The 21,846-nt window shown below is 56.5% G+C and carries 18 protein-coding genes; 17 read left to right on the forward strand and 1 reads right to left on the reverse strand.

All coding sequences use genetic code 11. The annotated features are described in order from the left end of the window. The first annotated feature begins 19 nt into the window (after positions 1-19). The 14 genes from PAE68_RS11525 to tatA all read left to right on the forward strand — a co-directional run bounded on the left by PAE68_RS11525 (position 20) and on the right by tatA (position 17,609). Positions 20-988, forward strand: a complete 969-nt coding sequence (locus tag PAE68_RS11525; RefSeq protein ID WP_281887126.1) for an aromatic acid exporter family protein — start codon at positions 20-22, stop codon at positions 986-988. Positions 989-1,114: 126 nt separating this feature from the next. Beyond that, on the forward strand, positions 1,115-1,678 hold the full coding sequence (locus tag PAE68_RS11530) for an outer spore coat protein CotE (RefSeq protein WP_281887129.1): 564 nt from the start codon (positions 1,115-1,117) through the stop codon (positions 1,676-1,678). 148 nt (positions 1,679-1,826) lie between these two features. Continuing rightward, positions 1,827-3,323, forward strand: a complete 1,497-nt coding sequence (locus tag PAE68_RS11535) for a putative amidoligase domain-containing protein (RefSeq protein WP_281887131.1) — start codon at positions 1,827-1,829, stop codon at positions 3,321-3,323. Positions 3,324-3,435: 112 nt separating this feature from the next. Then, on the forward strand, positions 3,436-6,444 hold the full coding sequence (gene mutS, locus PAE68_RS11540; RefSeq protein ID WP_281887133.1) for a DNA mismatch repair protein MutS: 3,009 nt from the start codon (positions 3,436-3,438) through the stop codon (positions 6,442-6,444). Between the two features lie 37 nt (positions 6,445-6,481). Continuing rightward, on the forward strand, positions 6,482-7,954 hold the full coding sequence (locus tag PAE68_RS11545) for a S41 family peptidase (RefSeq protein WP_281887135.1): 1,473 nt from the start codon (positions 6,482-6,484) through the stop codon (positions 7,952-7,954). Positions 7,955-7,998: 44 nt separating this feature from the next. Beyond that, a complete protein-coding gene (mutL, locus tag PAE68_RS11550; RefSeq protein WP_281887137.1) occupies positions 7,999-10,008 on the forward strand; it encodes a DNA mismatch repair endonuclease MutL in 2,010 nt (669 codons plus the stop codon). Between the two features lie 2 nt (positions 10,009-10,010). Next, the gene (locus PAE68_RS11555; RefSeq protein ID WP_281887139.1) at positions 10,011-10,787 is read left to right on the forward strand and encodes a class I SAM-dependent methyltransferase; all 777 of its coding nucleotides are present in this window, start codon (positions 10,011-10,013) and stop codon (positions 10,785-10,787) included. Then, positions 10,778-11,752, forward strand: a complete 975-nt coding sequence (gene miaA / locus PAE68_RS11560; RefSeq protein ID WP_281887141.1) for a tRNA (adenosine(37)-N6)-dimethylallyltransferase MiaA — start codon at positions 10,778-10,780, stop codon at positions 11,750-11,752. Before PAE68_RS11555 ends, miaA begins: the two co-directional genes overlap by 10 nt. Before the next feature lie 12 nt (positions 11,753-11,764). Further along, positions 11,765-12,004 carry an RNA chaperone Hfq gene (gene hfq, locus PAE68_RS11565; RefSeq protein WP_281887143.1) on the forward strand — a complete coding sequence of 80 codons (240 nt, stop codon included), beginning with the start codon at positions 11,765-11,767 and terminating at the stop codon, positions 12,002-12,004. A gap of 210 nt (positions 12,005-12,214) precedes the next feature. Continuing rightward, a complete protein-coding gene (locus tag PAE68_RS11570) occupies positions 12,215-15,079 on the forward strand; it encodes a transglycosylase domain-containing protein (protein WP_281887145.1) in 2,865 nt (954 codons plus the stop codon). A gap of 111 nt (positions 15,080-15,190) precedes the next feature. Further along, positions 15,191-15,880: a peptidylprolyl isomerase gene (locus PAE68_RS11575; RefSeq protein ID WP_281887147.1), complete on the forward strand. Its 690-nt coding sequence runs from the start codon at positions 15,191-15,193 to the stop codon at positions 15,878-15,880. A 146-nt stretch (positions 15,881-16,026) separates the two neighbouring features. Continuing rightward, entirely contained in the window at positions 16,027-16,689 is a 663-nt protein-coding gene (locus PAE68_RS11580) for an alpha/beta hydrolase (protein ID WP_281887149.1), read from the forward strand. Between the two features lie 12 nt (positions 16,690-16,701). Then, a complete protein-coding gene (locus PAE68_RS11585) occupies positions 16,702-17,319 on the forward strand; it encodes a YdcF family protein (RefSeq protein WP_281887151.1) in 618 nt (205 codons plus the stop codon). A gap of 89 nt (positions 17,320-17,408) precedes the next feature. Then, positions 17,409-17,609 (forward strand): twin-arginine translocase TatA/TatE family subunit, encoded by a 201-nt coding sequence (tatA, locus tag PAE68_RS11590; RefSeq protein ID WP_281887154.1) that lies wholly within the window; start codon positions 17,409-17,411, stop codon positions 17,607-17,609. A gap of 141 nt (positions 17,610-17,750) precedes the next feature. On the opposite strand, the gene PAE68_RS11595 is transcribed toward tatA, so the two are convergent. Beyond that, positions 17,751-18,620, reverse strand: a complete 870-nt coding sequence (locus tag PAE68_RS11595; RefSeq protein ID WP_281887156.1) for an SDR family oxidoreductase — start codon at positions 18,618-18,620, stop codon at positions 17,751-17,753. Positions 18,621-18,858: 238 nt separating this feature from the next. Between PAE68_RS11595 and PAE68_RS11600 the strand changes: the two genes are divergently transcribed. The 3 genes from PAE68_RS11600 (at position 18,859) to PAE68_RS11610 (ending at position 21,789) form a co-directional block, all read left to right on the forward strand. Then, positions 18,859-20,535: a PhoX family protein gene (locus PAE68_RS11600; protein WP_281887158.1), complete on the forward strand. Its 1,677-nt coding sequence runs from the start codon at positions 18,859-18,861 to the stop codon at positions 20,533-20,535. Between the two features lie 130 nt (positions 20,536-20,665). Beyond that, the gene (locus PAE68_RS11605) at positions 20,666-20,920 is read left to right on the forward strand and encodes a twin-arginine translocase TatA/TatE family subunit (protein WP_281887160.1); all 255 of its coding nucleotides are present in this window, start codon (positions 20,666-20,668) and stop codon (positions 20,918-20,920) included. Positions 20,921-21,129: 209 nt separating this feature from the next. Beyond that, positions 21,130-21,789: an HAD family hydrolase gene (locus tag PAE68_RS11610; RefSeq protein WP_281887163.1), complete on the forward strand. Its 660-nt coding sequence runs from the start codon at positions 21,130-21,132 to the stop codon at positions 21,787-21,789. Positions 21,790-21,846: the final 57 nt, after the last annotated feature.

The raw sequence follows: 21,846 nt of genomic DNA on the forward strand, positions 1-21,846 counted from the left end.
AGCTGAAGGGGGAAGGGCGATGGGAATACGGGTGATCAAAACAGCGATAGCTGTCATGCTATCGATCTATATCGCACAAATGCTCGGTCTCGACTCGCCGCTGGCTACCGGCCTCTTGGCGGTGCTTGGCGTCGATGTGACGAAGCGCAAAGGAATCGCGACCTCGCTGCAGCGCATCGCGGCTTCGATCATTGGCCTCTTGTTCAGCTTCGGCATGTTCTGGCTGCTCGGCTTCCACGTATGGACGATCGGCCTCTACGTATTGGTGCTGTACCCGATTCTGAGCAGACTGAAGCTGAAGGACGGCATCGTCACGAGCTCTGTCATTATGTTCCATGTATTCGCTGAGGGAGCGGTGACCTACGAGCTGCTCTTGAATGAGGTGGCGCTGCTCATCGTCGGACTCGGAACGGCTACGCTCGTGAACGTCATCTATATGCCCAGAGAGGACAAGCAGCTGCAGCAATACCGGCTCGAGGTCGAGGAGCGCTTCTCGATCATATTCCGGGAGCTCGCGCATCATCTAAGGGATGTGACCTACATCTGGAGCGGGCAGGAGCTGCTCGAATGCGATGAGCTGCTGCTGAAGGCGCGAGAGGCGGCTAAGCGCAAGGCGGATAACAGCTTCGTGAACGTGATCGGTGGGGAGTGGGGCGTCTACTTCTATATGAGGCAACGACAGCTGGATGCGATCGGGCGCATGGCGCAGCTCGTCGCTAGGGTGTATCAGACGCTGCCGCACGGCGAGCTGCTCGCTTCGGTGTTTGAGGGTCTGAGCGAGGACGTGAAGGTTGCGCATTACACGGGGCGAACGGAGCGCAAGCTGCTGGAGCTCGAGCAGCAATTCAAGCAGATGAGTCTGCCTGTGACTCGGGAGGAGTTCGAGGTGCGGGCTTGTCTGCTCCAGCTGGCGGAGGAGCTTAAGGATTACTTGGCTGTCGCAAGGCGGGAGAAGCGTCCGGTCGGCGCTGCCGGAGGGCGCTCCTGAGTCGGGTTGTCTAATTGGTGAGTGAACATCTTGAATGAAAAATAAAATATATCAAAAAAGTTATCACACTAGACGAATGTCCTGCATACAAATGTAATGAATGATTGTATGGAGGAGGTTAGAAGGATGTCATTAGATAAAGACTTGCAAGTCAGAGAGATCTATACGAAGGCTGTCTGCGGCAAAGGACGTAAATTCTCGCAAGTAACCAACACGGTCACTCCGCCTCATGCTCCAACCAGCATATTGGGTGCTTGGATCATCAACAACCAATACGACGCGGTGAAGTCAGGGGAGAACGTGGAAGTGGTGGGTACTTACGACATCAACATCTGGTATTCCTACGACCGGAATACGAAGACGGATGTGGCGAAGCAAACGGTCTCCTATTGTGAGGTAGTGCCGCTGCATTATGTTGACAAACGGCATAAGCCGTCGACAGCTGAAGTGACAGCTGTTGCGACCCAGGAGCCGAATTGCGTGGAAGCGAGCATTTCTTCCAGCGGTGACACGGTGCTCATTCGCGTAGAACGCGAATACAAGGTCGAAATGCTCGCAGAGACGAAGGTTTGCGTGGTGGTAAGCCCTCATGGCTGCGATGATTTCGAAGACAAACATGTAGACTTCGGCACAGACGATGGCGAATTCGAGGATCTTGATCCGGATTTGCTCGACGACGATCTGGATTAATCGGATCTGCTATAATGTATGCCGAATCTTTCGATTTCGGCAGAGGGCGTCAGCCCTCTTTTTTGTTTCTTGGGGCGCTGACGCCAAAAATGGGCGGTCAACGCCCCTGCTTCACCTCATGTGACCTCTGATGAACAGGAGGAGCAATATGCGCGCTTATCTGCTTCATTCCCGCGAGCCTGGACTCGCGCCGCTGCTCGAGCTGCTGCAGATCGAGCACGGGACAAGGCTGCCCTCCACAGATCGGGAGGAGCGGCGCATCATCTATTGGGGCAGCTATCATCCAGATAAGGGAGACTCTGAGTCGCTGCAGCCGGTCAAGTCAATCGTCGCCGCGCTGAAGCCGAAGCGGGTGGCCGAGCTGCTGAGCCTGCAAGGCATCGACTGCCGTCTCGAAGGGGAGGACGCTTCACCGGGAGAACGCTGGACGCACGATTACCGGGTGCCAGTATTCCATCTGCAGCCGCTTGCTGTGTTTCACCGCTCGTCAGGTGTGTTCTATTCAGAGGGCAGCCTACAGGTGGCAGGTCGGCGGACAGGCGGTGTCGGTGTCGGTAGCATTGGTAGTGGCGGTGGCGGTGCTGCGGTGCCGATGGCGCTAAGCCGTGAGACCGAATATGTCGAGCTTGGCACGGAGCAGCCTGGCTACTATGCGATGCGCGCGATGCGCGAGGCGGTCAAGACGCTGTACGCGCTCGGTCTTGATTATGGTGTCGTACACGTGCGCGTGCTGGCGAGCGGCGCGCTATGCGTTCGCAGCGTGGAGGCGATCCCCGAGCTGACGCCGCGACTCGCGAAGCTGTTCGCAGACGCGATGAACAGCTACGACAAGTGGCTTGAGCGCACGAGCACGAGCGCGAAGCGGCCGGTCATGCTGGGGGCCGACCCCGAATTTCTACTCGTCACAGATCGTGGCAAGGTACGCTTCGCCTCCCAGTTCGTCGGCAAGGACGGTCCGTTCGGCTGTGATGCGATTATGCTGCCGAGCCGCCGCAAAATATTCCCGCTGGCCGAGCTCCGTCCAGCGCCCAGCACCGACGTCCGCAGGCTGATCGTCCATCTTCATCATACGATGCAGCTGGCGGCCAAGCAGATTACCGACACCTCGCTGCGCTGGGTAGCGGGCGGGATGCCGGTGCGCGGCTTCCCGCTCGGCGGCCACATTCACTTCAGCGGCGTCGAGCTGGACGTAGCGCTGCTCCGTGCGCTCGATAACTACATCGCGCTGCCGCTCACGCTGCTTGAGGATGAGCGGACAGCAGGGCGCAAGCCGCAGTACGGCTTCCTCGGCGACTTCCGTCGGCAGCGTCATGGCGGCTTCGAATACCGGGTGCTGCCGAGCTGGCTCGTGTCCCCTGGTGTCGCCAAGGGGGTGCTGGCGCTGGCGAAGCTGGTCGGCGAGCATTACCGTCAGCTGAAGGCGAGGCCGCTCGCCGAATCGGACGTGCTGAAGGCGTATTACCGGAGCGACAAGAGTCGGATTCGTCCGCTTCTTCCATCGCTATGGCGGGATCTGGAGCGACTGCCGAGCTACAAGGAATATGAGTCTTATTTGCTGCCGCTGAGGCGCATGATGCTGCAGCAGCGTGCTTGGAATGAGCTGGACGACATTCGTCCGAAGTGGAAAATTACACCTCCGTCGTAAGCAGCGGGTAATCTCTATCTTTTCATGCTATACTAGATAGATGATAGAGACGATTGTCTCGCAAGGGGCGATCGTCTTCTGCTATCCGTTGTGATGCGTGGAGGTTTGAAGCATGCCTAAATATACACCGATGATCGAGCAGTACCTGGCCGTGAAAGCGGAGGTCAAGGACGCTTTTTTGTTTTTCCGCCTCGGTGATTTCTATGAAATGTTTTTCGAAGATGCGGTACTGGCGTCGCGCGAGCTGGAGATTACGCTCACTGGCCGCGAGGGCGGAGGCGAGGAGCGCATTCCGATGTGCGGCGTACCGCACCATTCCGCTGAAAATTATATCGCCCGTCTCGTCGAGAAGGGCTACAAGGTCGCCGTCTGCGAGCAGGTGGAAAGTCCGGCTGAGGCCAAAGGTGTCGTTCGCCGTGAGGTTGTGCGCATCGTGACGCCGGGTACGGTGATGGACGCACGTTCCTTGCGTGAGACGAGCAACAATTATATGGCTGCCGTCGTCGAAGAAGGTGCTGGCTATGGCCTAGCGGCCTGCGACATCTCGACAGGGGAGCTGTACGTGACCCGAATTCCAGGCTCGCTCGAGCGACTGCTGGACGAGCTGAACGTGTACAGCCCGTCCGAGCTGCTAGGTGAGGCTGGGCTGCTGGAGCGCATACGTGGGGCAGCCTCGGCATTCTTGCGTACTGTTGTGCTGACGGCTCGCGAGGTGGGCGCAGTGCGGGGCGGCGAGCATAGCGGCGCAGGAGCTGGAGAGCTCGGAGCCGATCAGGGCGTAGTGAGCAGAGGCGAGCAGAGCGGTGCTGGAGAGCTTGTAGCCGATCGGGGCGCAGCGAGCAGCGGCGTTGGAGCCTCGGCTCGCGTCGACGCGGCCTCGGCCTACTTCTCCGAGCAGCAGCTGGGCGCTCTGCCCGCAGGTGGACGGCAAGCACTGTCACTCCTGATGGCGTACTTACAAGAAACGCAAAAACGATCACTCATCCATATCAAGCACATCCGTGTCTATGAGCCAAGTCAATATATGGTGATGGACCCGTTCACCCGTCGTAATCTGGAGCTGGTCGAGACCGTGCGCGACCGCTCGAAGAAGGGCTCGCTGCTCTGGCTGCTCGACGAGACGGTGACTGCGATGGGCGGCCGTCTGCTGAAGCGGTGGATCGAGAAGCCATTGATGCAAGCGACGGCGATTGAGGAGCGGCTCGAGGCTGTCGATCGGCTGTACAACCAGCTCATGCTGCGTGATGAGCTGCGCCTCTCGCTCAAGGAGGTGTACGATCTCGAGCGGCTCACCGCCCGGATCGCCTACGGCAGCGCCAACGCCCGCGACCTCGTCGCGCTGAAGGCGTCGCTCGCTCAAGTGCCTGCCTTGCGCGAGCTGTGTCTGGAGAGCGGCTCTGCAACGCTCGCTGCGCTAGCGGAGCAGATCGATCCATGCTCCGATCTGATGGAGCTGATCGCAGCGACGATCGTCGATGAACCGCCGGTCTCCGTGCGTGACGGCGGCATTATTCGCGGCGGTGTGAATGAGCGACTGGATCAGCTGCTGGAGGCGAGCACGAACGGCAAGCAGTGGCTGGCGGAGCTGGAACGCTCCGAGCGGGAGCGGACCGGCATCAAGTCGCTGAAGATCGGCTACAACAAGGTGTTCGGCTACTTCATCGAGGTGACGAAGTCGAATCTGTCGCAGCTCGAGGAGGGCCGCTACGAGCGGAAGCAGACGCTCGCGAACGCCGAGCGCTTCGTGACGCCTGAGCTGAAGGAGAAGGAGGCGCTCATTCTCGAAGCGCAGGACGGCATCGTGGAGCTCGAATATGCGCTGTTCATCGAGCTGCGAGAGAAGCTGCTCGCCCATCTGACGCGGCTGCAGCAGCTCGCGGAGCTGCTGGCGACCATGGACGTATACCAATCGCTGGCGCAGGTCAGCGCCATTCAGCGCTATACACGTCCGATTATTGCCGATGGGTACGGTCTGCAGATTGAGGAGGGCCGACATCCGGTTGTAGAGGCGGTGCTGGAGGACGGCGTATTCATCGCCAACGACACCGTACTGACCCGTGAGGATGGCAGCATGCTGCTCATAACCGGACCGAACATGGCGGGTAAGAGCACCTACATGCGTCAGGTGGCGATGATATGCCTCATGGCGCAGATCGGCTGCTTCGTGCCGGCAAGGCGTGCTATCGTGCCGATGATAGACCGCATCTTCACTCGGATCGGGGCGGCGGACGATCTGATCGGCGGTCAGAGTACGTTCATGGTCGAGATGAAGGACATTCAAGTGATGACGGAGAAGGCGACCGAGCGGAGTCTTGTCATTATTGATGAGCTTGGACGCGGCACGTCAACTGGGGAAGGGATGGCGATTGCGCAGGCGGTCATTGAGTTTTTGCATGATCATATTGGCTGCAAGACGCTTGTCTCGACTCACTTCCACGAGCTGGCCCATCTGGAGGGCAGTCTGAGCCAGCTTCGCAATGGCTGCATGGCAGTGAAGGAGAGCGGAGCAAGCGTCACCTTCCTGCGTAAGCTCATACCGGGGGCAGCCGATAGTAGCTATGGCATCTATTGCGCGCAGATTGCAGGCTTGCCGGAGTCGATTATCGGGCGCTCGTATGAGCTGCTGCACCTGTTCGAGACGCGTGCCGAGACGATTGCTGGCGCTCAGACAGAGGGCTTGCGAGATGAGGCTGGGCCTGGGCCGCACTCATCGCCTGCTGCACAGGCTGTAGATAGCGCAGGCTGGAACCGTGCTGCTGCTCGTTCAGAGGAGACGGAGACAAGCCCGTCTGCTGCTGAGGAGCATCCTCGTAGCGATAGCGAGGGTGTGCGTGCGATGTCGGCGACACCACTTGCTGTCGAGTCCGTGCGTGAGTCGAGCCCTCCTGACGCTATAGCTGCTGGCCGCCGCAGCGATGCTGTGCAGCTGTCGCTGTTCGCGGACGAGACGCCGTCGCTTCCTGCTGCTGCCGCCAGCAAGGTCGTTCCGTCGAAGGATGTGAGGTCCGAGAAGGTGCTGGAGCAGCTGAAGCAGGCCGATCTGATGAATATGACGCCGATGACGGCGATGAACTTGCTGTACGAATTGAAGAAGCAGCTGTCCTCCTCAAGCTCAAGCTAAGGAGACCGTAATTTAAACATGAGATGAGGTATATTCGATGAACGCGAAACGTAGAGGTTCCCTGTGGCGTCATGCTGCAGCAGCTGTATTGTCTATGTCTCTTCTCGCCCCAGCGGCGGCCTCGGCCGCCTCGAGCGTGACCGTATCGATCGGTCACAGTCCAGCCGACCGTGCTAAGGAGGTGCTGGAGACGCTGGAGAAGCTGCACGTCGATGCGCCTGATGCCAACGCGCTTGCCGATACGGCTATCGAAGCGATGGTACAATCGTTGAAGGACCCGCATACTGCTTATTACAACGCCAAGGAGCTGGAGCAGTTCCAGAAGGTGATGAATCAACAGTATGTCGGCATCGGCGTTCGTGTGAGCGCGGAGACGGACGGCTTGTATGTGAAGGAAGTGTTCGACGGACCAGCTTACTCCGCAGGTATTCGTGTCGGTGATGTCATCGTACAAGCTGGTGGCAAGTCTCTGATCGGACTGGCGCTTACCGATGCGACCTCGAACATCCTGGGTGAGCCGGGCACAGAGGTTCAGCTGATCGTAGTGAAGCAAGACGGCTCAGGCTCGGTGACATTGAATGTGAAGCGTGAGTCTATTCAAGTGCCGATTGTCACGGCGAAGCGCTTCGGTGATGTCGGATACATTCGGGTATCGAGCTTCTCGCACGATGCGGACGAGCAGACAGACGTACTACTTGACCATTTGAAGCAACAGGGGCCGCTGTCCGGCTTCATTCTTGATCTGCGGGATAATCCAGGCGGTCTGCTCGATAGTGCACAGCAGATGGCGCGTTTATTTAAGAAAGAAGGCACACTGATTCATACGAAGGATCGAGACGGAAAGGATGATCCGGTCACGTTCCAGGATGGAGAGGAACAGCCGTTCCCTGTATATTTCCTGGTCAATAATATGAGTGCGAGTGCTTCGGAGGTGCTGATGGGGGCGCTTCAGGATTACGGCGTTATTACAGCAATCGGCACGAAGACGTATGGGAAGGGCAGCGTGCAAAATCTGGTCTCCCTTGACACGGGCGGCGCACTAAAGGTTACGATTGAGGAATATTTAACCCCGAATATGCGCAAGGTGAACGGCGTCGGTCTCGAGCCGGATCTAGTGGTTGAGGGCGGCGAGGTGCCGGAGCTGCTGGCAGCGCTGCGCAAGGCTGGAGTGAAGGAGCTGTCGCTGGAGCTGAAGCGGCTCAACCTGTATGTGAACGGCTTCGATGTAGAGGACTCATTCAATGTTATTCGGGAAAATGGACAAACTTACGTTCCTACGCGTGTTCTGGCCGGTGTGCTGGGAGCAGCGGTAAGCTGGAATGCGGATACGAGCTCCGTGCAGCTGAAGTCTGCGGACGGAAGTGTGACGTATACGCCGCAAGGTGATGCGATCGTGCTGCGAGAGGGGACAAGCTATACGAGCGCTGCCAAGGCTGCTGCCGCGTTCCGCTCGCTGGAGTGGTCGGATAACGGCCATACGCTGAAGCTGTCGGCGCGTTCAGGCGGTTAGGACGGTTCAGACGTTCAAGGCGTTAAGGCTAAGGGGATGCTTACATGGGAATCATCAATGTTTTGGATGCACATATAGCGAACCAGATTGCTGCGGGAGAGGTCGTGGAGCGTCCTTCCTCCGTCGTGAAGGAGCTTGTAGAGAATGCGATCGACGCAGGCAGCAGCCGCATCGACGTCATGATTGAGGAAGGGGGCTTAGAGCTGATCCGAGTCAGCGATAACGGCTCCGGCCTTCAGCCTGATGATGTCGAGACGGCGTTCCTGCGGCATGCGACGAGCAAAATATCGACGACCCACGACTTGTTCGCAATCCGAACGTTAGGCTTCCGCGGCGAGGCGTTGCCGAGTATTGCGGCCGTAGCGAAGGTCGAGCTGGTGACGTGTACAGATGGCAGTGGACTCGGAACGTGTGTTCGAATGGAGGGCGGCTCGCTCATGAGCCGTACCGAGAAGGCGGCGCCGCGCGGGACCGATATTGCGGTGCGAGAGCTGTTCTTCAATACACCTGCCCGGTTGAAGTATATGAAGACGATACAAACGGAGCTCGGACATGTGACCGACTATATGTACAGATTGGCGCTGGCACATCCGGGTATTGCCTTCTCGCTGAAGCATAACGGCAGCACGCTGCTGCAGACGCTCGGCAATGGGGATATGCTGAATGCGATCGCGGCCATCTACGGCACCTCGGTTGCGCGGGTCATGCTGCCGATCTCGGGGGAGTCACTTGATTACAAGCTGTCGGGCTTCATTGCGAAGCCGGAGCTGACGCGTGCGAATCGCGGTGCGGTCACTACGATTATCAATGGCCGTTACATTCGCAGCTATCCGCTCGTGCACGCACTGCTGCAGGCTTACCATACGCTGCTGCCGATTAACCGGTTTCCGGTGGCGGTGCTGCAGCTTCAGATGGACCCGACGCTGCTCGATGTCAATGTGCATCCAGCTAAGCTGGAGGTGCGCTTCAGCAAGGAGCAGGAGCTGCTCCAATTCGTCGAGCGCGAGGCTCGGGCCGTGCTGGCGAAGCAGCGGCTCATTCCATCAGCTGCTGAGAGCACCGCTCGCAAGCCGCGGGAGGCGCTCATTCAGGAGCAGCTGGAGCTGTACCGGCCGACGGGCGGCGAGTCGGCCAGTTCGCCTGCGCCAGGGGCGCAGAGCGCCGCGCAGGCGGCAGAGCGCGGCGGCAGCGCAGGCAACGTCGCGCAGAGAGCGCAGAGCGCCGCGCAAGCGGCGGAGCACGGCCGCAGCGCAGGCGCGTCGGGAGCGCATAGCGCGGCGCAGGCTGCGCAAGCTGCTGAGCGCAGTAGCAGTGCAGGCGCGCCTAGCGCTCAGCAATCGCGGCCCTCTACGGCTGCGTATGCTTCGCCGAGCGAGCCTGCTCGCTCGGCGAGGGAGACGGCCGCAGCAGCAGAGGCGCTGCTGCGGGCGATGTCGCCAGCAATCGAGCAGCCGGCTCCAGCTCTGCCGCAGTTTCCGAAGCTGGACCCGATCGGGCAGCTGCACGGGACATACATTGTGGCGCAGAACGAGGAGGGACTGTTTCTCATCGATCAGCATGCGGCGCATGAGCGCATTAACTACGAGCACTATTATGAGCTGTTCGGTAGACCCGAGTCGGCCAGCCAGGAGCTGCTCGTTCCGATTACGCTGCAGTTTACGGCCGCGGAGGCGTCCAAGCTGCAGGAGAAGCTGCCGCAGCTGGAGCAAGCTGGCGTCTATCTGGAGCCGTTCGGCGGCTCGGCCTTCCTCGTTCGGGCTTACCCGCACTGGCTTCCGCAGGGAGACGAGCAGACGCTGCTAGATGAAATCATTGACTGGCTCTTGTCCGAGCGGAAGCAGGTCGATCTGGCCAAGCTTCGCGAGAAGGCAGCGATCATGTGCTCCTGCAAGGCGTCGATTAAGGCGAACCAGAACATGGGCATGCTGGAGATGGAGGTGCTACTGGATCGACTGGCGGCATGCCGTAATCCGTATACGTGTCCGCATGGTCGTCCGATCGTTGTCAGCTTCTCCACATATGAGCTGGAAAAAATGTTCAAAAGGGTGATGTAAAGTTGTTCGTTACGACCTCGTACGACCCGCACCCCGCACAGCTAGCCGAAGCCCGGCGCATTAGCGCCGAGCTTGGCGGCCGTTGTCTGGAGCGGCGTCGTATGACGCTAGCCCAGCTGCGCGAGCGGTTCGGAGATGCCGACATCCTCGTCATCTCCAAGGAGCGGCTGGAGTACCACCGCGAAGGGCGGCTTCCGCTCTTTTTTCACCCGAGCACGGCAAGTATTCGAATTAAACGGCTGCTGAACGGGGAGCCCGACACGCTGCTTAAGCTAGCTGCCATCGAGCCGGGAGATCGAGTCGTTGATTGCACGGCGGGACTCGGCTCAGACTCAATCGTGTTCTCTTATGCTGTCGGAGCTAGCGGACATGTGACGGCGCTTGAGAGCGCGCGTGTACCCGCTTACTTATTACAGCAAGGCCTGCAAGCGTACGAATTAGACGTAATCGGCTTGAATGAGGCGATGCGTCGCATTGAGGTCGCGGAAGTGGATCACCTCGATTACTTGCGCGGACTTGCCGATGATAGCGTCGATGTCGTATACTTCGATCCCATGTTCCGCAAGCCGATTACAGAGTCGACCTCGATCAAGGCGATTCGCGGTATGGCTGACGACCGGGCGCTGTCGCTAGATGCCATTGCACAGGCGCGTCGGGTAGCAAGACGGATCGTCGTGCTGAAGGAGCATCGGGACAGTCCGGAGTTCGAGCGTCTGGGCTTCGAGCTCGCGCACCGTTCCTCAACGAAAATAGCTTATGGAGTGATAAGATGTACATAGAATCGGACGCACCGAAGCCGCCGCTGCTCGTGCTGGTCGGGCCGACGGCTGTAGGGAAGACGAAGCTTAGCCTCACGCTGGCGAAGCAATACAACGCGGAGATTATTTCCGGCGATTCGATGCAGGTGTACCGGGGGATGGATATAGGCACAGCCAAGGCAGCCCCAGAGGAGCTGGCGGCGGTCAAGCATCATCTCATCGACATTCTCGAGCCGCACGAGCCGTTCTCGGTGGCGGAATTTCAAGAGCGCTGCACGTCACTCATTCAGGACATAGGTGCACGCAAGCGGCTTCCCTTCATCGTAGGAGGCACAGGGCTGTACGTGGAGTCGGTATGCTACGACTTTCAATTCAGCGAGGTCAGTTCTGATGAAGCGTTCCGCAGCGAGATGACCGACTATGCTCAGTCCCACGGGGCCGAGGCGCTTCATGCGCGGCTTGCACAGGTCGATCCCGAATCGGCAGAGAAGCTTCATCCGAACGACCAGCGGCGCATCATTCGTGCGCTGGAGGTGCACCACGTCTCCGGAGAGCGCTTGTCTGAGCAGCAGAAGCGTCAGACCAAGGTGTCTCCGTATCAATTGTGCATCGTCGGGTTGACAATGGATAGAGCTTTACTATATAAACGTATTGAAGAGCGAATCGATCTGATGCTGGAGCAAGGCTTGATTGACGAAGTACGCGGGCTGCTCGAGCTTGGAATTCCTTCGTCCAGCACCTCCATGCAAGGCTTAGGCTACAAGGAAATCGTCGCCTATCTGGAAGGACGCGCATCACTTGATGAGGCCGTAGACCTGTTGAAAAAAAATACGCGTCACTTCGCCAAGAGGCAGCTCTCGTGGTTTCGGCATATGAAAGAGATCGAATGGGTCGATATGAGTCAGTTGGAAGATTTTACTACCCAGCTGGACGCTGTTCGTGCTATAATATCTACTAAATTGACTCTGGACCGTAATTCATACTGAGGGGGCCCATTGATGAACAAGTCGATCAACATCCAGGACACGTTTTTGAACCAATTGCGCAAGGAGAATATTCCAGTCACCGTTTATTTGACGAATGGCTTCCAAATTCGCGGTGTCATTCGCGCATTCGATAACTTTACGATCATTATTGACAGTGAAGGACGTCAGCAGATGGTGTACAAGCACGCGATCTCGACGTTCACACCGCAGCGCGCCGTATCGTTGATGCAGCAGGAGCAGAGCGCAGATTAACTGAGAATAATGCAGTTGCGAAGGTGTATTGTTGTTAATGTTTAGCAACCTTTTGTTTTTCATTTGCGTCTAACTGAATAGCTGTCGAGCAGAGCAACCCAGTAGAATGGGTTGTTCTTTGTTTCGCCTGATGATTGACAGCAGAGAGGTCCGGTTAATAGGCAGAGGACCAGTACAATGCTGAAAGCTTAAGGAAAGGGAGTCGACTGCATGACGGGAACGGGAAGGAAAGCTGCGAATCCGACGCCGAAGGCGAAGAAGTCTGCTGGAGGCGGCAAAAAGCGTAAAAAAATAGGCGCAGGCAAAATCATTCTTTCGATGTTTATTACGGCTATGCTTGCTGCGATTTGTGCAATGGGCGTTTATATTTTCGTCATCATCAACGGGGACCGTATTCTACAGCAAAATATTAATAAGCTTGAGTTCGACGAGGCGTCTCACATCTATGACATCACCGGTCAAGAGGCGGGCGTGCTGAAGGTGGAGAACCGCATTAATGTGACTGCAGCCGAAATTCCGGAGCTAGTCAGAGATGCATTCATCGCAACGGAGGATAAGCGCTTCAACCAGCATACGGGCGTCGACCTGTTCGGGATCGCGCGTGCGCTCGTGAAGGATATCGTCGCTCGCAGCATGGTCGAGGGCGGCAGCACGATTACACAGCAGCTAGCCAAGAATGTGTTCCTGAGCGCAGATAAGACCTTCTTCCGTAAAGCGACGGAGATGTCTATTGCGATGGCACTGGAGCGTCAGTATCCGAAGGAAGAAATATTAGAGTATTACTTGAACCGAATCTATTTTGGCAACCGCGCTTATGGGATCAAGGCTGCGGCCAAGACATACTTCGGCAAGTCGAAGCTGGAGGAGCTGGACATCTGGGAGGCGGCTACACTGGCCGCGATGCCAAAGGCACCGAATACGTACAATCCGATCTCGAATCCGGAGAAGTCGAAGGAGCGTCGTGCGGTCGTATTGAGGCTGATGACAGACCAAGGCTACATCTCAGAGTCGCAGCGCGCCGATGCGGCCGCTCGGGAATATGTGCAGCCGACGAATACGGGTAAGGATCAGTTCCAGGCTTACATCGACTACGTGCTTCGCGAGGCGCAAGAGAAGTACGGCTACGAGGAGGACGATCTGCTTCGCAACGGGTATAGCATCTATACGAATCTGGACCCGAATGCACAGCGAGTTATGGAACAGACGTTCGCGAACCCGGCCTTCTTCCAGAAGGATGGTCCCGCACAGAAGATGCAGGGCAGCATGGTCATCTTAAATAACAAGGATGGCGGTATCGTTGCGATGGTTGGCGGCCGAGATTACGTCGCTCGCGGCTTGAATCGTTCGGTCGCTCAGCCTAGACAGCCGGGCTCCTCGTTCAAGCCGTTGATCTCCTTCGCACCGGCGCTTGAGGAAGGGAAATATACACCGTACTCCAAGCTGCCCGATGAGAAGAGATCGTTCAACGGCTACACGCCGAGCAACTGGGACGGTGTATACCGCGGTGAAGTATCAATGTTCGAGGCCGTTAAGCATTCCGCAAACATCCCTGCTGTCGAGGTGCTAAGCAAGGTCGGGGTGAAGACGGCGAAGTCTTATGTCGAGCGGCTCGGTATTCCATTTCACAAGGACGACAACAATCTGGCGCTCGCTCTCGGTGGCATGACGACTGGTGTGACGACGCTGCAGATGGCACAGGCGTATACCGCATTCCCGAATAACGGCTACGTGCAGGAGGCGCATGCGATTACGCGTATTGAGGGCAAGGATGGGGCGAAGACTGCCTACAAGCCGGAGAAGAAGGCGCGAGTGTGGAGCGCTAAGACGGCATGGCAGATGACACAGCTCATGCTAGGTGTTGTGGAGCCTGGCGGGACGGGAGCGGCGGCGAAGTTCGAGCGTCCGGTGGCAGGCAAGACCGGCTCGACTCAGCTGGACATCAAGGGATTAGAGAAGCACAACCGTGATCTGTGGTTCGTTGGCTATACTCCGGAATGGACGGCGGCGGTCTGGATGGGCTTCGATAAGACGGATTCCAAGCACTATATCTCGATGAGCAGCGGCAGCGCGGCGAAGATCTTCAAGGAAGTGATGCAGAAGTCGCTGGTGAAGCGTCCGGTTACGCAGTTCCAGAAGCCGGAGGGTGTGCCAGATCTGAACGAAGCGCCGAAGTCGATCGGTGACCTGAAGGCGGAGTATTCGGCGGAGAGCAGCTTGGTTCTGCTGACATGGTCGGGTGTCGGTGACAATGTGCAGTATCAGCTGTTCCGTAAGGATAGTACGATGACCGAATTTCCGAAGGAGCCGCTGACGAGCACCGCTCAGACCGAGGTGAAGGATCGGACTGCGGTTCAGGCGGGAACGTACGAGTACGTCGTCGTCCCGGTCAATACCGAGAATAATGTAGCCGGAGAACGCTCCAACGTTGCTCAGATCGTCGTCGCTGACGCTACCAAGCCTAGTCAGGGTGAGGGAGCAGGGGGCGAAGGCACTGAGGATGAAGAAGGACGTAAGCCGGGTGAAGGCGGTGAGCGGAACGGAGACGGTACCACGAATGTGCCGAACGAAGGTACACCGCGACCAGGCGGAACGATCGGTACGGGCGGCTCCGGGATTACCCCAGGAGCGGGTCAGGGCACTGGGGCAGGCAATGGGATAGGGACCGGTACAGGAACTGGGACCAGTCCAAAGCCAGGCACAGGTACGGGAGCTGGAACAGGTACGTCGAAGCCGGGTACGGGTACAGGCTCCGGTGCGGGTACAGGATCAGGTACTGGCTCTGGCGCGGACACCGGCTCGAGCCCGAGGCCGGGGAGTGGCTCTAGCGGAAGTGGTGGTACCTCGACCAGTGGCAGCGGGGCAAGTGGTGGTTCCACTAGCGGTACAGGCGCCACCGACGGGAGCGCTGGGGCAAGCGGTAGCACCACCAACACAGGCAGCCGCGCAGGCTCGGCTGGGACCGGAGCAGGAGCTGCTCAGCCGGCTGCAGGTGGCGTAGGTGCATCAGGAGCACCGGCTTCCTCCGGCACCGGTACTGGCAGTAGCAGCGGCTTAAGCATCCCGACTTCACCATAGACCAGCTATGGATTCCGAGAAGCATAGGAGTTAGAGTTGTTCATTAGCATGTAGTATACTTGTGACTAGCGGTCATACCGAATATATTACAGAAGAGGAAGTGTATTACTGATGAATCGTTCAAGCAGTCGTAGCAAGTGGACGTCAGCATTGCTGACAGCATGTCTATTCTTAGCTGTTGCCACCGGATGCGGTACGAAGCCAGCAGAGCAAGCAGGAAGCACAAGCGGCAGCAATCCTCAATCCGGGGCTAGCAAGCCGGCAACGCAAGCCGAAGGGAATGGCAAGAAGTATTCCGCACCACCGGAGATGAAGATTGATCCGAACAAGACGTACAAGGCGACCGTGACGACGTCGAAGGGAACGTTCACGATCGAGCTGTTCGCTAAGGACGCTCCGAAGACAGTCAACAACTTCGTGTTTCTCGCTAAGGAAGGCTTCTATAATGACGTGGTCTTCCACCGTATTATTCAGTCCTTCATGGTGCAGACAGGTGATCCTGAGGGGACAGGTCGCGGAGGCCCGGGCTACAAGTTTGAGGATGAGCTAGGCTCGAAGCATCAATATGAGCCGGGGATCGTGGCGATGGCGAACTCCGGAAAGAATACGAACGGCAGTCAATTTTTCATCTGTACGGGTGAAGACAGCAAGTCCTTGAACACTAGACCGAACTATACGATCTTCGGTAAGGTGACCGAGGGGATGGAGACGGTTCAGGCGATTGCCGCAACCCCGGTCGAGCAAGGCTCCGAGCCGACGGAGAAGGTCGTCATTCAGTCCGTTGCGATTACGGAGAGCTAATAGAGTCGGGCAGTGCGATGTCGCACTGCCTCTTTTTCTGTCGAATATATGCGACGAAGGTGGGCGGTGTTGGATAAACGATATTTTTTGTGAAATGTGGAAACCTATGAACGGTAGGGATCGTCTACATAAAGGAGAGATGTCGGATGACCAAATGCTGCTTGCTGCTTCATGGCTTCACGGGCAGCCCGTTCGAGCTTGAGCCGCTGACTGAGCACCTGCAACGACTTGGCTATAGCTGCCGCGTACCGCTGCTGCCAGGTCACGACCCGCAGCTGAACGATCTCGGACGCATATCATGGAAGGATTGGCTGCATGCCGCGTCTGAGGAGGCTGGTCAGCTGGCTGCCCGTTACGGAGCCATAGATGTCGTAGGCTTCTCGATGGGCGGTCTGCTGTCAGCTTATGTGGCGAATCGGTACCCGGTACGCAGGCTCGTCATGCTTAGCGCTGCGGCCATATACGTAAGTCCGCTCCGCTTTTTGGCTGATCTGGCCGAGCGGTATCGGGCTCGCGATCTCGATCATCTGCGCAGGGCGAAGGAGGTGCCGCTGAGAGCGGCGCTGCAGTTCATCAATCTCGCGAAGTATGCGAAGCGTCAGGAGCTGAATCGTGTGACGCAGCCTACACTCATTATACAAGGGGCTCGCGATCCGATTGTCCATCCGCGCAGTGCCCGTTATATTTATTCGAAGCTTCGCGGGGAGAAGGAGCTCGTTTATTTGCCCCAGTCGAAGCATATGATCTGCCATGATCAAGAGAAGGCTGATGTATGTCAGAAGGTGGGAAGCTATTTGTTACGAGCATAGGGAGAGGTGAGTATGAGTAGATGGGTTCAAGCAGCCGCGAAGACGGCGATTGCTGCTCTTCTTCTCGCAGCGATCTGGGTAGGCACGGTTCAGCTTCGCATGTCCTTGATGCCCGAGCAGCCGCTGGACAAGCACGATGTCGCCATCGTGCTTGGCGCTGCGCTGTGGCACGATAAGCCGAGCCCAGCGCTTAGAGAAAGGTTGAATCGGGCTGTGGAGCTGTATGAAGCTGGTATCACCTCGAAGCTCATCGTGACGGGCGGATATGATCGCCCTGATTCGGTATTGACAGAGGCAGAAGGGATGCGCAACTACTTAGTTGAGAATGGGATTCCGGAGGAAGACATCTATCTGGAGAACCTGGCACGCAGCACGTATGAGAACTTGAAGTATAGCCGCCAAATTATGGATGAGCAGCGATGGGAATCTGCTGTCATCGTGACCCATCGCTATCATGCAGTGCGGGCGCTGGATATTGCACAATATCTCGAATACGAGCAGCCGAAGGCTGCTCCAATGGATTCGAATGTGCTGATGATGTCATGGCACCGCGGCAGAGAGACGCTGGCGCTGGCCAAGTGGCAGCTTGATAAGATTGCGCTTGCATTCGGTCATGAGCCGGTAGGATAGCTTGAAGCGGATGTGTTAGTTTCTTTTTCACGCATGTCTTGTTATAATAATGAGCAAAAGGCTAGTCCCAGAATCGGAGTGAATGTACGATGCCATTGAATATCGGAATTGGCGGACTTATATTGATCCTTATAGTTGTTCTTATTTTATTCGGACCTTCGAAGCTTCCAGAGCTAGGCAGAGCGGTAGGGCGTACGTTAAGCGAGTTCAAGGACGCGACGCGCAGCCTTGGCTCAGGGGATAAGGATGAGGAAGACGGCAAGGAGAAGAAGGACGAGAAGAAGTCTTGACTTATGGAACTAACTGTATGAGCTGATAAGCTCCCGTAACTGACCGTGCGACCGTGCATGGCCTGTTACGGGGGCTTGTTTGTTGTTAGCCGTCAGTTGACAGCTGTCAGTAATTTGCAGTTGTTGTTACCCGTTTCTTTATTATCCGTTCACAATAACGCCGCCGTTCACATGAATAATTTGACCATTAATGTAGGACGAATCGCCGCAGGCAAGGAAGACGTAGCTCGGTGCCAGCTCCTCCGGCTGTCCGGCTCGCTTCATCGGCGTATTGGCGCCAAATTGAGCGACCTTCTCCTCGTCGAAGGTGGATGGGATGAGAGGCGTCCAGATCGGACCTGGTGCGACGCCGTTGACACGGATGCCGCGGTCGATCAGCTGCTGCGAGAGGGAGCGGGTGAATGTGACGATCGCGCCCTTCGTCGCAGAATAGTCGACCAGCTCCTTATGACCTTGGTACGCGGTAATCGAGGTCGTATTAAGGATAACACTGCCCGGCTGCAGATGCGGCAGCGCTGCCTTGGTCAGATAGAACATCGAGAACAGATTGGTACGGAACGTACGCTCCAGCTGCTCGGCGCTGATGTCCTCCAGCTTCTTCTGCGGGTGCTGCTCAGCCGCGTTGTTCACGAGAATGTCGAGCTTGCCGAACTGCTTCACCGTTTCATCGATAATGTGCTTGCAGACGGTCTCATCCCCGATATCGACGGCCATTAGCGCACATCGGCGCCCTTCCTCCTCGACCTGCCGCTTCGTCTCCTCTGCATCGCCGTGCTCGTTCAAGTAGACGATCAGCACATCGGCGCCTTCCTTTGCGTAAGTAACCGCAATAGCTCGTCCAATTCCGCTGTCTCCTCCGGTAATAATCGCGACCTTGTCCTTCAGCTTGCCAGCCGGCTTGTACCGCTCGTCCTCGAATTGCGGGCGTGGGTTCATCTGTGCTTCGATGCCGGGCTGTGTGTTTTGATGCTGGGGTGGGAACGTTTGCTTGACAGGTGTCTCCGTTGGCATATAGGATCAGCTCCTTTTGAATTAGAATGCAACACTCCTTATGATGTGACAAAAGCTTCAGCTTCTCGCATGGGAAAATGAGCCGACGATATTGCGAAAATGCGACGTAATATTCAACCTGTGTTTAAAATATGACAACATTTACAATTTATTTACATGAATATAATATTCCTCTGATCTTGAAGCCTTATGCTTGTCTAGAAATTAGTAAACCAATACCATAATAGGGAGTGTACAAATGGAAAAGAATATGGATCGCCGAACTTTTCTATCTTATCTTGGAACAGGTGCAGCAGCATTGGCAGCAGCATCGGCTGGCTTGGGAACATTAGAGGGCAAAGCTTCCGCACAATCTCCGACAGCTGACCATTTGTTCGGCTTCAAAACGAATAAAGTAAGCGGCTATTTCGAGCCGATCGAAGCTTCGATGGAGGACAAGCTTATCCTTCCACGCGGCTACAGCTACGATGTCATTGCAGCGTTCGACGATGTCATCAACGCGGCTGGCGAGAAGTTCGGTCAAGGTGCTGACTTCAACGCGTTCTTCCCGATTAACGGCTCCAACACTCGCGGCTTGCTTGTCACGAACCACGAGTATACGAATCAGTTCCTTCTTGGCGAAATTAAAGACGGCAAGATGACGAAGGAGCAAATCGACAAGGATCTGTATTATCAAGGAATGTCCGTCATCGAGGTGTACCAGGATGAGAAGGGTACATGGAAGATGGACACTACATCGAAATATGCACGCCGCATCACCGGCTTCACGAAGTTCGAATTCACGGGTCCAGCGAAGGCGTCCTCCGCTCTGAAGAACGCTTCTACAGCGCAAGGTACGTTCGCGAACTGCTCTGGCGGCGTGACGCTCTGGAATACGGTGTTGTCCTGTGAGGAGAACTTCTCCGACACAGCAGCAGCAGCAAACCTTCCGCAAGAGCACTACGGCTGGGTCGTAGAAGTGGATCCTTTCGACAAGTCGTTCCTGAAGAAGCACACCGCACTTGGACGCTTCAACCATGAGAACACAGCGATGGGTCTTACAGCAGACGGTCGTGTCGTTGTATACATGGGCGATGACAAGAGAGACGCATGTGTGTACAAATTCGTATCCAAGGACAAGTACAATGCTGCGAACGGACGTCAAAACTCTGACCTGCTCGCAGAGGGCACGCTGTACGTAGCGAACCTGAAGTCCGGTAAGTGGGTTGCTGTTACACTTGAAGCGTTGACGAAGGTTCTGTCTAACGCCAACTTCAAGACTCCAACAGGCGTGAAGGGTACAGCTGATGAGCTGAAGAAGAAGTTCCAGACGCAGGGTGATGTCGTTACGAACTGCCATGAAGCAGCTCTTATTCTTGGCGGTACGCCAACTGACCGTCCAGAGGATATCGAGGTTTCGCCATTCGATAACACCGTATTCATCTGCCACACGAACAACGATGTGCATGGCAACATTCATGGTCACATCACTCGTATCTTCGAGAAGGATAACGATCTGGGCGCTGCGGAGTTTGATTTCGAAATCTTCGCGGCTGGCGGCCGTCAATCCGGCTTCAGCTCCCCGGACAACCTGGCGTTCGACTCGAATGGCAACCTGTGGGTCGTAACTGACATCTCCACAAGCAGCCACAACAAGGGTGTATATACGACGTTCAAGAACAATGGCTTGTTCGTCATCCCGACTAACGGCCCAAGCAAGGGCGTTGCGATGCAATTCGCTTCCGGTCCTAAGGAGTGCGAGCTGACGGGTCCATACTTCACACCGGACGAGCAGACGCTGTTCCTGTCTGTTCAGCATCCTGGTGAGCTGACTACAGATGTTAGCAAGCCGACAAGCATGTGGCCTAACCGCCCAGGCGATTCGATCCCTCGTGAAGCTGTAGTTGCAGTTAAAGGCTTCAAGCTCGGTCTGTAATTATACGGTCATCGTCTTATAGCTCTATAGCATTGTTAAGGAAACCCGTGAGCCGATCTATCGTAATCGGTATTCGCGGGTTTCCCTCCATCCCCACTCTAACTATTAACCTCAAAGGAGCTGACATCTTATGCCATTCGGCAATATCGGAGTGCCAGGCCTAATTCTTATTGTCGTGATTGCACTTATTATTTTTGGACCGTCCAAGCTGCCTGAGCTCGGCCGCGCATTCGGCCGTACGCTTAGCGAATTCAAGAACGCAACGCGAGGCCTAATAAACGGTGACGACGACAAGTCGGAGACGGATGCACCGAAGCAGTCGGTACAGGACAAGCCGCAAGCTTCCGTAGACGTGAAGCCGGTCGTAGCCGCAGACAAAAACTAGCGATTGTGAATGGCTTCCTGGTGCTGGTTGCAGTGGGAAGTCATTTATGTTAGAGGTACAACCCAACCGTTGAATGTACATTTGAAGATGAAAGTATGATGGAGTCGCATTCGCGGCTCTTTTGTTTTACATGCATTTTGCCCCTAGGCAAAAGCTGGCAGCGCATAGTACGATACGTTACATAAAGAGAAAAGGGAGTGTGAATCACGATGCTGCGTGCCGTTGTGTTTGACTTTGACGGACTCATCTTAGATACGGAGTCGGCTGAATTCGAGGCGTACCAGCTCATGTATCGCCATCATGGAGCGGAGCTGCCTGTACATGTATGGGGACAATGTGTCGGTACAGCCGGTACCTTCGACCCTTATGCTTACCTGGAGGAGCAGCTGGCGGATCGCACCTATGACCGACAGGCCGCTCAGGCGATGCGTCGGGCTCACTTCGAGAGCCGCATGGAGTTAGCGGACGTTCGGCCGGGGGTGCGCGAATACTTGGATACCGCGAGCCGCCTCGGACTCCGCATCGGGCTCGCGTCGAGCTCGTCCCGCGCATGGGTCGTCGGCTATCTTGAGCGACATGGGCTGTTAGAAGCGTTCGAGGTCATCCGAACGAAGGAGGATGTGGCGATCGTGAAGCCTGATCCCGAGCTGTACCTACAGGCTGTTCAGGCATTAGGAGTCGAGCCTCATGAGGCGGCGGCGTTCGAGGATTCACCGAATGGTGCATTAGCCGCGAAGCGGGCGGGAATGAAGTGCGTCATCGTGCCGAACAGCGTGACGAGTCAGCTGACGTTCGGCGAGTATGACCTACAGCTGCAGTCGATGGCGGAGATGGGGCTGGAGGACGTGCTCGCGAGGCTGGTACGTTAAGCCATTTTTTTGCCCTCGGCTGGAAAGAGCGATACAATAGACAAAAGAAACAGACAC

Source organism: Paenibacillus sp. YYML68 (assembly GCF_027923405.1).
Taxonomy (GTDB): Bacteria; Bacillota; Bacilli; order Paenibacillales; family NBRC-103111; genus Paenibacillus_G.

Bases quoted from the DNA above. Each gene is read 5' to 3' on its own strand.
- PAE68_RS11575 (WP_281887147.1), top strand. From the start codon at position 15,191: ATGAATCGTTCAAGCAGTCGTAGCAAGTGGACGTCAGCATTGCTGACA.
- PAE68_RS11530 (WP_281887129.1), top strand. From the start codon at position 1,115: ATGTCATTAGATAAAGACTTGCAAGTCAGAGAGATCTATACGAAGGCT.
- tatA (WP_281887154.1), top strand. From the start codon at position 17,409: ATGCCATTGAATATCGGAATTGGCGGACTTATATTGATCCTTATAGTT.
- PAE68_RS11570 (WP_281887145.1), top strand. From the start codon at position 12,215: ATGACGGGAACGGGAAGGAAAGCTGCGAATCCGACGCCGAAGGCGAAG.
- PAE68_RS11535 (WP_281887131.1), top strand. From the start codon at position 1,827: ATGCGCGCTTATCTGCTTCATTCCCGCGAGCCTGGACTCGCGCCGCTG.
- mutL (WP_281887137.1), top strand. From the start codon at position 7,999: ATGGGAATCATCAATGTTTTGGATGCACATATAGCGAACCAGATTGCT.
- PAE68_RS11545 (WP_281887135.1), top strand. From the start codon at position 6,482: ATGAACGCGAAACGTAGAGGTTCCCTGTGGCGTCATGCTGCAGCAGCT.
- PAE68_RS11595 (WP_281887156.1), bottom strand. From the start codon at position 18,620: ATGCCAACGGAGACACCTGTCAAGCAAACGTTCCCACCCCAGCATCAA.
- PAE68_RS11525 (WP_281887126.1), top strand. From the start codon at position 20: ATGGGAATACGGGTGATCAAAACAGCGATAGCTGTCATGCTATCGATC.
- PAE68_RS11605 (WP_281887160.1), top strand. From the start codon at position 20,666: ATGCCATTCGGCAATATCGGAGTGCCAGGCCTAATTCTTATTGTCGTG.
- miaA (WP_281887141.1), top strand. From the start codon at position 10,778: ATGTACATAGAATCGGACGCACCGAAGCCGCCGCTGCTCGTGCTGGTC.
- hfq (WP_281887143.1), top strand. From the start codon at position 11,765: ATGAACAAGTCGATCAACATCCAGGACACGTTTTTGAACCAATTGCGC.
- PAE68_RS11585 (WP_281887151.1), top strand. From the start codon at position 16,702: ATGAGTAGATGGGTTCAAGCAGCCGCGAAGACGGCGATTGCTGCTCTT.
- mutS (WP_281887133.1), top strand. From the start codon at position 3,436: ATGCCTAAATATACACCGATGATCGAGCAGTACCTGGCCGTGAAAGCG.
- PAE68_RS11580 (WP_281887149.1), top strand. From the start codon at position 16,027: ATGACCAAATGCTGCTTGCTGCTTCATGGCTTCACGGGCAGCCCGTTC.
- PAE68_RS11610 (WP_281887163.1), top strand. From the start codon at position 21,130: ATGCTGCGTGCCGTTGTGTTTGACTTTGACGGACTCATCTTAGATACG.
- PAE68_RS11600 (WP_281887158.1), top strand. From the start codon at position 18,859: ATGGAAAAGAATATGGATCGCCGAACTTTTCTATCTTATCTTGGAACA.